14 protein-coding genes and 1 other annotated feature are annotated in these 14,294 nt (G+C 37.4%); of the genes, 5 read left to right on the top strand and 9 right to left on the bottom strand.

The genetic code is table 11. The annotated features are described in order from the left end of the window. Positions 1 to 160: 160 nt before the first annotated feature. Both AC4QJR_RS10920 and hmpA read right to left on the bottom strand, forming a co-directional pair. The gene (locus AC4QJR_RS10920) at positions 161 to 769 is read right to left on the bottom strand and encodes a DedA family protein (protein WP_496526179.1); all 609 of its coding nucleotides are present in this window, start codon (positions 767 to 769) and stop codon (positions 161 to 163) included. A 179-nt stretch (positions 770 to 948) separates the two neighbouring features. Next, positions 949 to 2,163, bottom strand: coding sequence for an NO-inducible flavohemoprotein (gene hmpA / locus AC4QJR_RS10915; RefSeq protein WP_496526178.1), 1,215 nt, complete (start codon positions 2,161 to 2,163; stop codon positions 949 to 951). Positions 2,164 to 2,459: 296 nt separating this feature from the next. On the opposite strand from hmpA, the gene AC4QJR_RS10910 reads away from it, so the two are divergent. Continuing rightward, positions 2,460 to 3,308 carry a DegV family protein gene (locus AC4QJR_RS10910; RefSeq protein ID WP_496526177.1) on the top strand — a complete coding sequence of 283 codons (849 nt, stop codon included), beginning with the start codon at positions 2,460 to 2,462 and terminating at the stop codon, positions 3,306 to 3,308. Positions 3,309 to 3,593: 285 nt separating this feature from the next. Continuing rightward, positions 3,594 to 4,184, top strand: a complete 591-nt coding sequence (locus AC4QJR_RS10905) for a YdcF family protein (RefSeq protein WP_496526176.1) — start codon at positions 3,594 to 3,596, stop codon at positions 4,182 to 4,184. A gap of 42 nt (positions 4,185 to 4,226) precedes the next feature. Here AC4QJR_RS10905 and AC4QJR_RS10900 read toward each other — a convergent pair whose 3' ends face one another. Together AC4QJR_RS10900 and proS are read right to left on the bottom strand one after the other, a co-directional pair. Further along, positions 4,227 to 4,793 (bottom strand): GNAT family N-acetyltransferase, encoded by a 567-nt coding sequence (locus tag AC4QJR_RS10900; protein WP_496526175.1) that lies wholly within the window; start codon positions 4,791 to 4,793, stop codon positions 4,227 to 4,229. Between the two features lie 330 nt (positions 4,794 to 5,123). Beyond that, positions 5,124 to 6,563: a proline--tRNA ligase gene (gene proS, locus AC4QJR_RS10895; RefSeq protein ID WP_496526174.1), complete on the bottom strand. Its 1,440-nt coding sequence runs from the start codon at positions 6,561 to 6,563 to the stop codon at positions 5,124 to 5,126. 67 nt (positions 6,564 to 6,630) lie between these two features. Then, positions 6,631 to 6,845 (bottom strand) — a binding site (T-box leader). A 155-nt stretch (positions 6,846 to 7,000) separates the two neighbouring features. Between proS and AC4QJR_RS10890 the strand changes: the two genes are divergently transcribed. Together AC4QJR_RS10890 and AC4QJR_RS10885 are read left to right on the top strand one after the other, a co-directional pair. Further along, a complete protein-coding gene (locus AC4QJR_RS10890) occupies positions 7,001 to 7,132 on the top strand; it encodes a hypothetical protein (RefSeq protein ID WP_285851280.1) in 132 nt (43 codons plus the stop codon). Positions 7,133 to 7,285: 153 nt separating this feature from the next. Next, positions 7,286 to 8,179, top strand: coding sequence for a cupredoxin domain-containing protein (locus tag AC4QJR_RS10885; protein WP_496526173.1), 894 nt, complete (start codon positions 7,286 to 7,288; stop codon positions 8,177 to 8,179). Positions 8,180 to 8,249: 70 nt separating this feature from the next. On the opposite strand, the gene AC4QJR_RS10880 is transcribed toward AC4QJR_RS10885, so the two are convergent. From AC4QJR_RS10880 to AC4QJR_RS10860, 5 genes are all read right to left on the bottom strand, one after another. Beyond that, positions 8,250 to 9,805, bottom strand: a protein-coding gene (locus AC4QJR_RS10880) for an IS3 family transposase (protein WP_496523681.1) whose coding sequence is annotated in 2 segments (ribosomal slippage) — positions 8,250 to 9,160 and positions 9,160 to 9,805 — 1,557 coding nt in all. Because the reading frame shifts where the segments join, the coding sequence is not laid out codon by codon here. A 97-nt stretch (positions 9,806 to 9,902) separates the two neighbouring features. Next, the gene (locus AC4QJR_RS10875) at positions 9,903 to 10,442 is read right to left on the bottom strand and encodes a PepSY-associated TM helix domain-containing protein (protein ID WP_496526172.1); all 540 of its coding nucleotides are present in this window, start codon (positions 10,440 to 10,442) and stop codon (positions 9,903 to 9,905) included. A 137-nt stretch (positions 10,443 to 10,579) separates the two neighbouring features. Continuing rightward, complete coding sequence (locus AC4QJR_RS10870; protein WP_496526171.1) at positions 10,580 to 11,851, bottom strand: sensor histidine kinase; 1,272 nt, start codon at positions 11,849 to 11,851, stop codon at positions 10,580 to 10,582. A gap of 8 nt (positions 11,852 to 11,859) precedes the next feature. Next, positions 11,860 to 12,531 carry a response regulator transcription factor gene (locus tag AC4QJR_RS10865; RefSeq protein ID WP_098575264.1) on the bottom strand — a complete coding sequence of 224 codons (672 nt, stop codon included), beginning with the start codon at positions 12,529 to 12,531 and terminating at the stop codon, positions 11,860 to 11,862. A gap of 112 nt (positions 12,532 to 12,643) precedes the next feature. Then, positions 12,644 to 13,591, bottom strand: a complete 948-nt coding sequence (locus AC4QJR_RS10860; RefSeq protein ID WP_496526170.1) for an efflux RND transporter periplasmic adaptor subunit — start codon at positions 13,589 to 13,591, stop codon at positions 12,644 to 12,646. A 238-nt stretch (positions 13,592 to 13,829) separates the two neighbouring features. Here AC4QJR_RS10860 and AC4QJR_RS10855 point away from each other — a divergent pair, with 238 nt between their 5' ends. Then, on the top strand, positions 13,830 to 14,291 hold the full coding sequence (locus tag AC4QJR_RS10855; protein ID WP_496526169.1) for a MarR family winged helix-turn-helix transcriptional regulator: 462 nt from the start codon (positions 13,830 to 13,832) through the stop codon (positions 14,289 to 14,291). The last annotated feature ends 3 nt before the right edge of the window (positions 14,292 to 14,294 follow it).

Genomic DNA, 14,294 nt, shown 5'->3' with positions numbered 1-14,294 from the left:
CCATTTCTATCTTTCATTTAATCATAGTTGCGATATGAATCAAACTTTCAATACTTGTAATTACTGAAAAATTCCATGGTGGCGATGATCATTAACATTAATCATTACTTACACAATAAAAATAAAGGAACCTCAAAGAGAATTCCTTTGTTTTGTTCATTTATTTGGATCCCATTTCCATAACAACATTCCTAATTTTCTTAAACAAATATATGACGCCAATTAGAATAAAAAGGACGATAATTGTTAGAAACACGTATCTCTTAATGGCTTCAAAAAATATATCCCATTGTGGTCCAAGGCTTTTTCCAATAAAAATAAAACTCGAAACCCAAAGGGTCGATCCAATTCCCGTATATAAAGTATAAACCTTAATTGGAACACGAGTGATCCCTGAAAAATAACCGATGAAATGTCTAAATACGGGGATGAACAATGATATGAGTAACAGTTTATTTCCATATTTTCTTATCCAATTTGAAATGGCCTCTAATCGCTCTGACTCTATATGAATCCGCTTGCCATGCTTTTCAAAAAATTGCATACCGAGCTTAAATCCCACCCAATAGGAGAGCAGCATACCTAAGGTACATCCTAATGCTGAGGAGAGAATACTACCGAACCAATTGAGTTGTTCAAGAAAGGATAGAAAACCTGCATATGCCAGCACTGCTTCCATCGGGATTGGAAGCGCCAATATTCCTAGCGCAATCGAAAGAAAAAGAACAAGGTATCCATACTCGTTCATAATTGTGGTTAAATATTGCAATGATGAAAGCTCCTTTCTCTTTTTGGATTTATATCAATTAATTTTCATTAATCAATATTGGTATTTTATCCATTCTTCTCTAATATAGTATCGCTTTCCATCAATTTATTGGTATTTTAAAAATAGTATTTGCAAAAGCATTAAAAAAGCCGATTTCCAGCAGAAATCGGCTTTTTTTACTATTCTTCTAGATTCCCCATTGGTCCAAAGAATTCAAAGTGAATTCGATCTTCAGTTACACCAATTTCCTTTAATGATCGATTAATTGCTTTCATAAATGGTACCGGTCCACAGAAATAAAAATCCGCATCCTTTGAATTGACTTTTTCTTGCAGCCAATCGCGAGTTACATATCCTTCCACATCAAATCGATTATTTTTGCGGTCTTCTTCTGTTGGTGAATCATAGAAGAAATATGAATTGACATTGTCTAATTTCGATAATTCCTCTACTTCAGCTCTTAAAGCATGGACATTTCCATTGGCAGCGGCATGAACAAAAGTGACGTTCCGTTCTGGCTGAACCTCTACAACTGTCTTTAACATACTCATCATTGGTGTTAAACCAACCCCCCCACTAAGTAACACGACAGGAGTATTTTTTTCAGTATTTAAAACAAAGTCGCCTGCTGGAGCACTAACTTTTAAAATATCACCTTGATTCACACCATCATGTAAATAGTTGGACACCATACCATCTGGATTTTCAGTTCCCGCCTCACGTTTCACGCTGATTCGGTAATAACCCTTACCCGGAGCATCTGATAGGCTGTATTGACGAATATGAGTAAAGTTTTCACCAGCTATTTCTAATTTGATACTAATATATTGTCCAGGGGTAAAATCTGCAATTGCCTTATGATCTTCAGGTGTTAAGTAAAACGAGGTAATCACTTCACTTTCCACTACTTTTCGATCAACAATGAAATTGCGGAATCCACTCCAGCCTCCTTGTTTATTTACTGTTTCATCATATAATTCTGCCTCAACACTGATAAAAACATCGGCAATGACATTATATGCTGCTGCCCATGCATCAATAATTTCATCTGTTGCTGCATCACCTAGTACATCCTTAATGGCTAGTAAAAGATGTTTCCCAACAATTGGATAATGCTCTGGCAAAATTCCAAGACTTCTATGCTTTTCCGCTATTTGTTTTACAACCGGAAGAATTACCTCCAGATTATCAATATACATGGCAGCGGCATAGACCGTTCCAGCCAATGCCTTTTGTTGTCTACCTTGTTTTTGATTGGCATGATTAAAGATATTTAATAATTCAGGATGGTTAGCAAACATCAATTGGTAAAACCGAGTGGTAATGGCTTCACCATGTTTTTCTAATACAGGTACAGTAGATTTAATAATTCCAATTGTTTTTTGATCTAACATGAATAACACTCCCTATGTAATTTTGTAATTACTATTCTCATAGTGATTATATGAAATTTCATACGCGTATTAAGTGATTCAAATCACACATCGCTATTTTTGAATAATTCGAACTAGGTACATTAGTCACAAAATGTTCACTTTTGAATATGACAAATATAACTTGTCGTAAAATATGCATTCTTGTAATGTTGATTCTAGTTATCATAATATATCAAAAATACACAAATTTTCGGCCGCACTTTTGCGGTTTAGATACTTAAGTTAGGGATATTTACCCGAGGAAGAGGATTAAGATGAACAAAGCAAAAATTGCGTGGATCACTGACACCACGGCTTCTCTCAGCAAAGAATTTATTGAGCAAAATAATATTCATGTGGTTCCACTAAATATTGTCATTAACCAAGAGTCCTACAAGGAAACAATAGATATCACTCAAAAAGAGTTTTACGAGCGAATGAAAAAGGAAGACTCGAAATTCCAAACCTCCCAGCCAGGACTTGGTGATTTTGTGGAACTTTATACAAAGTTAAAGGAAAACTATGATTTTGGAATCGCTATCCATGCCTCCAGCTTACTATCCGGAACATTTCAAACCTCTGTGATGGCAGCGGAAATGGCTGATTTTAAATTGGTACCTATCGATTCCATGACTGGCTCCTACCCACTCTCATTTTTAATAAAAAAAGGGATTGAACTAGTAGAACAAGGCTATGAAATCAGTGAAGTGGAGGCCAAACTTAATGGATTACGCGAGCACACTCGTTTATATTTAGTCCCATCAAATTTGGACCAACTCAAAAAAAGCGGCAGAGTATCCGGAGGCCAAGCCATCCTAGCCTCCCTATTTAATATCAAGCCTATATTAGCAATTGAAGATGGAGGCGCTAAAATAAAAGATAAAGTTAGAACAGAAAAAAAATCCATTGCATGGTTAATAAATAATTTAAAAACCGATTTGGAAACAAAAACTGTTAGGAAAGCAGCTATTGTCCATGCTAACGATATCGAACGGGCAACTGCGTTAGAGAAATTAGTCAACGAAACTTTTCCGGAAATTGAAACGGAAATAATGATGCTAATTACTGATGCCGGAGTGCATACGGGGGTTGGAACTCTAGGACTTTCGTGGGTTTGCGAATAATAGAAAAAAGGACTGATGAATTCAGTCCTTTTTTCTATTATTCGGTTGCAAGAGATTCAACATGTTGTAACGTTAGAAGTTATTTGTGCCCGTTACATCGAAAAAGAGATGATTACGGGAACAATTGGACTCAAGTCGTTCCCCTCCCATTATTAAATGTGTAGGCACTAAATGCAATTAATTCTTCTAATATTATACTCTATTTCAAAAATATGTTAGAGTTTTCCTCCACTTTAATCTATTATTTATATAAGAAGTTTAAAAATAACATGAAATGGGTTTGAAATGATGAAAAATAAGAAAAGAGTGTTTGTATTGTTAGGTGTTCTTGTTACTTTAGGTTTGATTTATATCGGATTTTTACAATTTAAAATTAGTCAATATAGTCATAAAGACGTTCCTAAAAATGCAGACTATTTGATTGTTCTCGGGGCAAGGGTGAAAGGCACCGTCCCTTCCCTTGCATTTGCGAGTAGAATTAATGCGGCAGCAGATTATTTAAAGAAAAATAAAAATACAATTGTCATCGCATCTGGTGGAAAGGGACCTAGTGAAGATATCTCTGAAGCGGAATCGATTAGGAGAGAACTGGTCGAGCAGGGCATAAGCGATGCTCGGATTATTTTAGAGGATAAATCGACTGATACGTATGAAAATATTAACTTTTCTAAAAGGCTTATTCCTAAGGGTGAAAGGCTTGGTCTGGTAGTGACAAATAATTTTCATCTCTACCGTGCCGTCTCCATTGCTCGAGACTACGGACTAGAGGTGCACGGACTTCCAGCAGAAACTCCATGGATCGCCGTGCCAAAATCCTATTCACGTGAATATTTAGCCATTACAAAATTTTATTTAAAGAGATATATCCTTGACTAATTTTTTAAAAAAAGAGTACTGTGATTCAGTACTCTTTTGTTATTAATCTTTGGTTGTTTTTGCATAAATACATGTATCTCGTAATCCTTTACCATCAGCAGAAAGTCCATCATTTTGTAAAATCCCCTCTAAGTTAAATCCTAGTCGTTCAGGAATGGCCCTGCTCTTGATATTTTGGGAGTCGCAGCGGATTTCCACCCGATTTGCTTTAAGTTCGGTAAAGGCAAATTTAGTAATTGCCTCGGTTGCTTCGGTAATATACCCTTTCCCGCTATAGCGAGAATCAATCCAGTAGCCAATCTCAAACTTCGGAATACTCCAGTTGATTCTGTGCAAACCTGATGAACCTATGAATCCCCCTGTTTCCCGATTAAAAATATGTAACCTCAAATCCTCACGGGTTAGAAACTTGGCATGTGCATCACGAATATTAATTTCAACATCGTCCTCTGTTTGCTCTAGATGGGCCCAAGGCATCCAGTCTTTTAGTTCGGTTAAGGACGCCTGCATGGCTTGGTAAACAGCTTTACCATCTCCGGGTAAAGGCTTGCGTATTTGCAATCTCTCTGTGTAAAACTCTTCTGAAAAATCTAATAGTATTGGTTTCATAATTTTGCCCTCCTTGTGATTTAAAATATTCGTTGCTGGTTTTGTAATTCCTTTTTCAAAAAAAATGACCTTGGAATGGATTCGCTGATTGGATGGGAAAATTCGCTGATTAATTAAGAAGATTCGCTGATAGAATAGTGGAATTCGCCGATAGAATCATTAAATTCGCTGATAGGAAAAGCCGCTGATTAACAGCAGAAAAAAATTTGCTCATTTAACTGTGAAATTCGCTCATCGATTCCAAAAATTCGCTCATTACCCAAATATCGCCTCGATATGGTACTAAAAAAGACTCTTCCCATACAAGGAAGAGCCCCAAAATTGCTGTTTTTAGTATGCTTTTGCCCAATAAACCATCTTGTCAGCATCTTTTCCACAGCAGACACATTTTTCCGATACTTGTTCTTGCTCAAATGGAATACATCTTGATGTTGCTCCAGTATCTTCTTTGATTTTTTCCTCGCAGGCTAATTCGCCGCACCACATCGCCTTAATGAAACCAGGTTTCGCTTCAAGTGACTCTTTTAATTCACCTAGAGATAAAGCAACTGAGGTTCTTTCTTCTCGGTGATTTAGAGCCTTATTATAAAGATTTGTTTGGATTTCATCTAATAACTCAACAAGCTTTGTTTCTAATTGATCTAGTGGAACGAACACTTTTTCTAAAGTATCGCGTCTTACTAAAACCACTTGCTTGTTTTCGATATCTTTAGGTCCAACTTCTAGACGGACTGGAATACCCTTCATCTCATATTCATTGAACTTCCAGCCTGGTTTTTTATCGCTGGCATCAATATCGACACGAGCAACTTTTCCAAGGGACGTTTTCAAATCATAAGCAAAATCAAGGACGCCTTCTTTATGCTGCGCAATTGGCACAATCATCACTTGAGTTGGCGCTGCTTTTGGTGGAATTACGAGACCACGGTCGTCGCCGTGAACCATGATTAATGCACCGATAATTCTTGTTGTAAAGCCCCATGACGTTTGATGCACGTACTGAAGCTTTCCTTCTTTGTCCGTATACTGTATGTTAAAAGCCTCAGCAAATCCTGTACCAAAGTGGTGAGAAGTACCTGACTGTAATGCTTTTCCATCGTGCATTAAGCTTTCAATGGTAAAAGTCGCTTTTGCACCGGCAAACTTTTCTTTTTCCGTTTTTTGTCCTTTTACAACCGGAATTGCAAGGATTTCTTCACAGACAGCGGCATATACATTTAGCATTTTAATGGTTTCTTCCATTGCATCTTCGTCAGTCGCATGGGCAGTATGACCTTCCTGCCATAAAAACTCTAATGTCCGCAGGAACGGACGAGTTGTTTTTTCCCACCGTACAACGTTTGCCCATTGGTTATAGAGCTTAGGGAGATCCCGGTAAGAATGAATAATGTTGCTATAATGCTCACAGAAAAGAACTTCAGATGTTGGTCGCACAACCAATCGTTCTGCTAATGGTTCAGACCCGCCATGTGTAACCCATGCCACTTCAGGTGCAAAACCTTCGACATGATCTTTTTCTTTTTGAAGCAAGCTTTCAGGAATGAACAATGGCATATAAACATTCTCATGCCCAGTTTCCTTTATTCGCCGATCCAGCTCATTTTTTATATTTTCCCATAAAGCATAGCCATACGGGCGGATAATCATTGAACCACGCACACTTGAATAATCAATTAAATCAGCCTTAGTGACGACATCTGTATACCACTGGGCGAAATCATCGTCCATTGCCGTAACATCTTTTACAAATTCTTTTGCCATGTTTGACACCTCATTATTTTTTTAAAATAAAGATATGGGCGTATCCGCTTTTCTGCACAAAAAGACCTTGATCCTAAAAAGGGACCAAGGCCTGGCGGTACCACCCTAAATTCATAAAGCAAAATTGCTCTATACACTTTCCTTGATAACGGACATGATCCGCATGTATCTTTAAATTCGATACAGAACTCGGGTGGCAGGTTCAAATGACCGTCTTAAGAAACCTCACACCAATGGTTTCCTCTCTTGGTAAGACCATTTCACTTTACTAATCCCCGTCATAGTTTCAATAGTATTTTTGAAAATTATATATTTCAAAATGAAAAAAGTCAATTTTTTTATGGAATATTTTTCTGATGTCAACAAATTACCTTCTCATTGACTTTAAACATGTGTATAAATCGGTTAAAATGCTAGTAATTATAAAAAATGGGGTGGTGGTTTCCATGGATAAAGAAAAAGATGATCTCCGACAAGAGGAAGAAGAGAAAGAATTTTTGCTAGAATATATCAGGATGCAAAATGAGGCAATGAAACGGATTTATAAAAATACCCTTGATAAAGAAAAAAAGGAATAAATACATCTCCCAAAAACTACACATGACTTATCTTCCCTCAACAATATTCATAAAACGTTCATATTAATCACTGAATATACAAATTTAAACGGCTTATTTGCATTTATAATACTCTTATGTTGTTAATCAATCACACGTAAGAGGAGACCAAAAATGAATATATTTACGATCATTACGGCAATTATAGTTTCCACTGGAACCGGATATTCCATCTATTCTGTCTACCGCCATAAAAATAAACTAGCTACTACCTCTGGAACAATGATTAGTATGGTTATTGCAGTGATTACCGGTTTACTGACCGGCAGTATCATTGGCATCATTTCAGGTGAGATTTTTCTAGTAGTCGGAGTCAGTATGATTATCGGATTTGTCATTGGCTTCTTAGCAGGCCACCCAATCGGGATTTTAGCTATCTTAATGGGCTCTATTTCTGGTCTAATAGGCGGAATTATCGGCGCCATCCTTGGTGCATTTATTCAATTTATTAATCCAACAATTCTATTAGGAATCTTGTTAGGATTCTATATCCTGATTATTGGATTCGTGATTATGTATATTTTCGTTGAATCCAATAATAAATTATCCCTTGATACACAGGAACTTTCGCCATTTGCGATTATCGCTGGAGGAATTGTGCTGGTATCGTTATTTCTGTTTATGTATAGCAGTGATTTGGTAGAAATTCCGGGTCAAAGTAAATCAAACCAAACAGAAACTGCCCAAGCCGCTGAAAGTCAAGAAGTTCCCAAAACGGAAGTGGATGTAACAAAGGAAAGCAAGCCGCTTGTTAAGATGGAGGTCACCACCCAGGGGTATACCCCAAATGTCATTCGTGTCAAAAAAGGTGTTCCGGTTGAACTAGATATAAACAACCCGCTTGATAGTACGAATTGTATCTCCACCTTTATGATTCCTGAATTTAATATTAACAATGTCAACTTAAAAACGGGTACTACAAAACTAACCTTTACTCCTGATCATTCAGGCACATACACCTTTAGCTGTGGAATGCAAATGTTTAAAGGGACAATTATTGTAGAATAGACTGGACAAAAAGCACACGAATTTCTGAAGTGACACCCGTCAAGTAGACAGTGGAAATAAATAAATGACACTAAGCGGCTTGAGCCCTGTATTCTAAGGGGCTTAGGCCGTTTAGTTTTTTTTGTAATCGTTCATAATTATAAAATTTTATGTACTCCTCAATGTCTTTCTTCAGCTCTTCAAAGGTGCTGTACTTGTTCAGATAATACTTTTCACTTTTCAATGTTCCCCAAAAAGCTTCCATTGGTCCATTATCGATACACCTTCCGACCCTCGACATACTCTGAACCAGCTCTGCCTTATCAATTTTCCTTTTAAAAGTAGGGGAAGTGTATTGAAATCCTCGATCACTATGGAGGATAGGTTTTGCTCCTGGGTTAGTTTCCAAAGCTAAATCGAGGGTTTTAAATACCAATGGATTATTATTTGAATTGCCTAATACATAACTGACAATGGATCCATCGTACAAATCTAAAATCGCACTTAAATAAGCTTTTTGTGAGACTCCATACTTCAATTCAGTTACATCTGTTAACCATTTTTCATTTTGCTTCTCTGCGTGGAACTCTCTGTTCAAGATGTTCTCAGCTACATGTTGTGGAGTGCTTGGCTTATACTTTTTCCTTTTGCGTCTAATAACGGATTGTATTCCAGCTATTCTCATTAATCGATACACTCGTTTATGATTAATGGACTTTGGTAAGGTACGATTTAGGTTCATCGTAATGCGGCGGTATCCATATATACCGTCCACTTTCTTATATAGACGTTTTATCTCCTCCAGGATTTCCTCATTCATCTTTTCATTCTCAGGAGGGGTGCGATTAAGCCATTTATAATAAGAAGAGCGTTGAATTCTCGCAATTTCACATAATAGCACAATGGAGAATTTCTCTTTCTCATGAAGTTCTTGAATAGCTGTATATTTATCGGCCAAACGGACCTGGCTTATCTCTTTAACCGCCTCCTTTCGAGTTCCTCCAACTTTTTTAAGAATGCATTCTCCGCCCGAAGGCGTTCATTTTCCTGCTCTAACCGCTTCATTTCGCGCTGTATTTTCTCTTCAGGGGTTAACTCTGATTCCGTTTTACGCTTCCCCCTCTTATCTTCTAGACCGTCCGGTCCTTCCTTCTCAAACTTCTTTATCCATTGATACACCTGTTGATAGGAAACATTAAAGTGATCAGATGTTTGTTGATAGTTTTTCCCGTTCTGTATGCAATACATAACAATCTCAAATCGTTCCTCTAATGTCGTGGATCGGCCTTTAATCATAGAGTTCTTCTCCCTTTTCGTCTCTTCTATTTCTCTATGATCATTATAAATCCTAATCCATCCTTGTAACACTGAACGACTTGATATTTCATACTTACGTACAATCTCAACTTGAGAGAATTGACCCGAAAGAAAGTCATTAACCGCAGCTGTTTTTACTTTCTTCGAATACCGCTTCCATTCCCCCGAACCCTGAAGCCATTCAGTTCCATATGTCTGAAATTGATAAATCCAATCATTCAGAGTTCTAGAAGATATGTGGTGTTGTTTACAAAAGTCTGAAACTGAGATTTTTCTGTTTTCATAAGCCGTTATTATCTCAAATTTTTCTTGTGATGAATATTTCCCCATAGAAAAAGCCCCCAAAAAAGTAAACAGATTTTTATTATTTCATCTGTCTACTTTATCGGGAGCATATCATTCTATCGTGTGCTTTTACATTATTAATCTATTCAAATAAGCTTTCTGCCTGCCGCTTCTTTCGCTTATTTTCTGCAGCGATAACTTTCATAGAAAGATAGATTCCTGTCCCTGTTAGAATCATTAAGGCAACGGCGGTTAAATCTATTAACCATTTCACATTTGTATTGCCAATTCTACCTTCATGAAGGCCCCGGATGATTGACATAATCGACCCTTGCCCCGGCCTTTGTCCACGAATTCCCTCCGGCAGGTTTCCATTTTCCCTAAAGTCGCGTTGCCCTTGGAACTGACCGTTTCCATTCTGACCATTAGCTTGTCCTTGAAATGGGCCGCCGCCCTGAGGTCCTGAATTTTGTTGATTTCCTTGTTCAAAACCGCCATTCATTCCTTGGGGACGCTCGCCTTGGTTAAATTGACCTGGCTGGAAATTCCCCTTTCCACCTTGAAACTGTGTTTGACCGATTAACCAAGGTTCATTCATTAACAATCCTGTTAAGGACTCGATAAAGATGAAAATGGAAGCAATTAAGCCTATCCACAGATGTGTCTTTCTCGTACTCTTCATGTTAAGACTTCTCCCTTCAGTTTTCCATGTAAAAATCTTTGCCTGAATAATATCAAACACATTATGAAGGGGGTTCCTTAAGTTTTTCTTAAAAAATAGATCTACCTTGATCTTTTTGAATAAAAAAACCCAAAAAATTAATTTTTTTGGGTTTTGGGGAAAATGATTTCAATTGTCGTTCCTTTACCTGGCGTGCTTTGCACCCTTGTCTTACCATGATGTTTCTGAATAATCCATTTTGCAATCGATAAACCGAGTCCTGTTCCTTCAGCAGCCGTCCTCGCCTTGTCACTTTGATAGAAACGGTCAAAGATTTTCGGAATATCTTTTTCTGGAATACCAATCCCGGTATCCTTTATTTTAAGAAAAATGGAGGAATGATTTTGTGAACATGAAAGCCGTATTTCCCCGCCTTCATTTGTATATTTCATGGCATTGTCTAATAATATGACGATTAATTGATGAATTCTTGCTTTATCAGCAAAAAATCGCACAGGTTCCGTTTCTTGTAAATAAAGCGATTTTTCTTGATACAATGCAATTTCTTCATATTGTTGAAGAATTTCTTTTAACAAATCATCGAGTTGGAATTGTTCCTTTTTGACCTCAATTTGATCAGAGTCCGATCTAGCAAGAGTTAATAAGTTGGTCACTAATTTAGAAAGCCGTCTTGATTCATTGGAAATCGTTGATATATCAAGAATCCGATCCTGAATAGTTGCTTTTGGAGCCCGAAATAGGACTTCCGTTTTTGCCTGGATAACCGCTAATGGGGTTCTTAGCTCGTGCGAGGCATCAGATACAAATTCTGTCTGCTTCTGCCAAGCTTTTTTAATTGGGACTAATGCCTTTCCCGCTAAAAAATAACCTGATGCAACAGCACAAATAATTCCAACACCCATCCCAATTAACATTATTAACAAAAGTCTATTCAATAATTCTTGTTCAGAATTCACATTGCGAATGAATTGAACGGTTATTATTCCTAATTGGGGATGTTCCACCTTAAAGGCAATATACCTAAATGAAAAATCCTCAACATCCACATCTGTTAAAGTATTAAATTCTGTAGGCTTGATTAACTTCTCATTACCTTCAAAAATGTCCGCATCCCGATTTTGTCCCAACAACAACTGGTTGTCTTCATCCCAGATCAGGGTTAATATCCGTGGGTCCCGCCTAATAAATTTTGGAAATTGCCCTCCAATCCCCCCATTACCTTCTCGAATTCCACCTGGTCCATCCGGCTGCTGTTGTAAATGTTCTATCGATTCGAGCAGGGATTGGTTGACATCTTTATATAATTTATTACTTGTATAAAAATAAATGACGGTCCCTAGTATACTTATAAGAACGATAAATACTAATGAATTTAGAAAGGTTAATTTAATAAGTGTTTGCCGAAACATGTGAACTCCTATTCTTCATTCAACATATAGCCAACGCCGCGAATCGTTTTAATATCACTATGATAGCCTGATGGTTCTAATTTTTTACGGAGATGATGCATAAATACCTCCACAATTGCGATGGTTGTATCTGAATCAAACCCCCACACCCGGTCATAGATTTGTTCTTTTGTGAGAATGGCTCCCTTGTTTTGAATTAAATATTCTAACAGTTCGTATTGCTTTGCTGTCAGTTTGATCTGTTTCCCATCGACAACAATGTCTCTTTCCTTTCCTAACAATTCAATCCCGCGATACTGAATCGTTTGATTGGTTGTTAAGCTGCCGCTTCTTCTTAACAAGGCACGGATTCTCGCCTTTAATTCAGCAGCTTGGAAAGGCTTAACCAAATAGTCATCCCCGCCGCTGTCAAGTCCCTGAACACGATCTTCAAGCGAATCTCTTGCAGTTAGGAAAAGGACTGGTATATTTAAGCCTTCCTTCCTAATAGTCCGTAACACTTCAAACCCATCAATCTCGGGGATCATTACATCCAATACAATCACATCATGAATATTCTGCATTGCCAAAAACAATGCATCCTCACCATTCGAAGCTTGATCAACTTCAAACTCATCGGATAAAAGCTGTACGATGGATTCTAATAAAGGTAGATTATCTTCTACAACTAATAAGCGCATTCTCTTTCTCTCCTAAGCATCGTATAAAAATAATTATAGCAAACAAAGCACTCCCAACATACTAGCTGATTATTGTTCACCATTCACTAATAACGAGGAAATTACCGTCCATTTAATTTCCACCCCTACCTCCAAAGCTACGGTTCATCCCTCCCGCATTGCCTAAACCACCAAAAACACTACCTTGTGTATTTGTCGTTAAAGTTTTAGACGAGCTAGCTTTTGCTAATTGAGGTAACTTAATCGTTTCACCTTCTGACAACCCTTTTGTTATTTCCACATAATCTTCATTTGCTAAACCGGTTTGAATGGTTTTTTTCTTAGTTTCAGAGGTGGTATTATCTGCGCTCTTTGAATTGATGATGACATATTTCTCCTTGTTTGATGTATATACCGCCTCAAGCGGAACATAAAGAGCATCTTCCTTACTTACCGTTAAAATCTGTGCTTCCGCACTCATCCCGACTTTAAGTTGATCTGGTTTGTCAATATGAATGGTAACAGCGAAAGTGGAAACTCCGCTTGAGGATGTTCCTTCTTCAGAAATAGCTGAAACTTTGCCAGTAAATGTTTGATCAGGAAACGCATTAATTATTAGGTTAACGGACTGTTTCTTTTTTATTTTGGAAATATCAAGTTCATCAATTTGGACCACGGTTTGTAATTCGTTGTAATTGGTTACATGGGCAACAACTTGTCCATTCGTAACACGCTCGCCTGCTGAAACTGCAAGGCTCGTAACAACTCCAGTGGCTGATGCTGTTACAGGATCACTTCCATCCGAAAAGGTAATTAATTCTTCACCTTTCTTTACTTTCTCACCAACCTCTACTAACACCTCGTCTATTTCACTATTATCAAACTTTGATTTAATATCTTCGCTGGTTACCGCCTGTACAGTTCCCGAACCGCTGATGTTGACGTTTAACGTACCTTTTTGAACAACTGCCGTTCTAACTTGCGCAGACACGGTTATTGAACTTAGCGATAATGGTTTCCATTGATATCCGACAAAACCGATAACTAGGACGCTACCTGCAATTACTATCCATTTTTTCATTTTTACTAACTCCTTTTTGCGTTCCTGAATTCCGCCCAGGATGCCAAAATTTCTAACTTACAACCAGTATTATATTTAATCCTTAACTTTTCCTTAAAAGTTCTTAAGATTTGCGAGGAAGCACCGAATTGAAAAAAGTTTATATCGATTGACAGCAATTTTTGGTTATTATATAGTTTAACAAGTGAATAGTTAAACAGTTTAACTATTTTTCATAAATTTAGAGGTGAAAACATTCATGGATAAAAACGTCATTCAAGAGTTAATTGACCGGTATGTTTCCGTATCTTTTCAAGTCCACAAAAAAGCCGAATATTTAATCAAGGGGCAAATTGGCGACGAACTCACAAACGACCAACATTACATACTAAGATATATTCATCAAGCAAAGGAATGCACTTCTACGGAGCTAGCAGATGCTTTCGAAGTAAATAAAAGCGCCATCACCGCCATCATTAATCGAATGGTCGATCGCGGTCTAATCCAAAGAACACGTGATGAATGCGACCGGAGAGTGGTTTACTTAACCCTAACAAAGGAAGGTTACACACTCTACGAGGATTGCCAAGAAAAAGTTCAATTCCTAGTTGAATCAATCATTACCCAATTTGAAGAATCGGAAATTACTACCTTTATAAATACGTATGAAAAATTGGCAAAAATTTTAGTCAACAAGAAAAACGAAGAACTGGGGGAATAAATA

The organism is Neobacillus sp. BP17, assembly GCF_059579525.1.
This window is presented reverse-complemented; position numbering and strand designations above follow the sequence as displayed.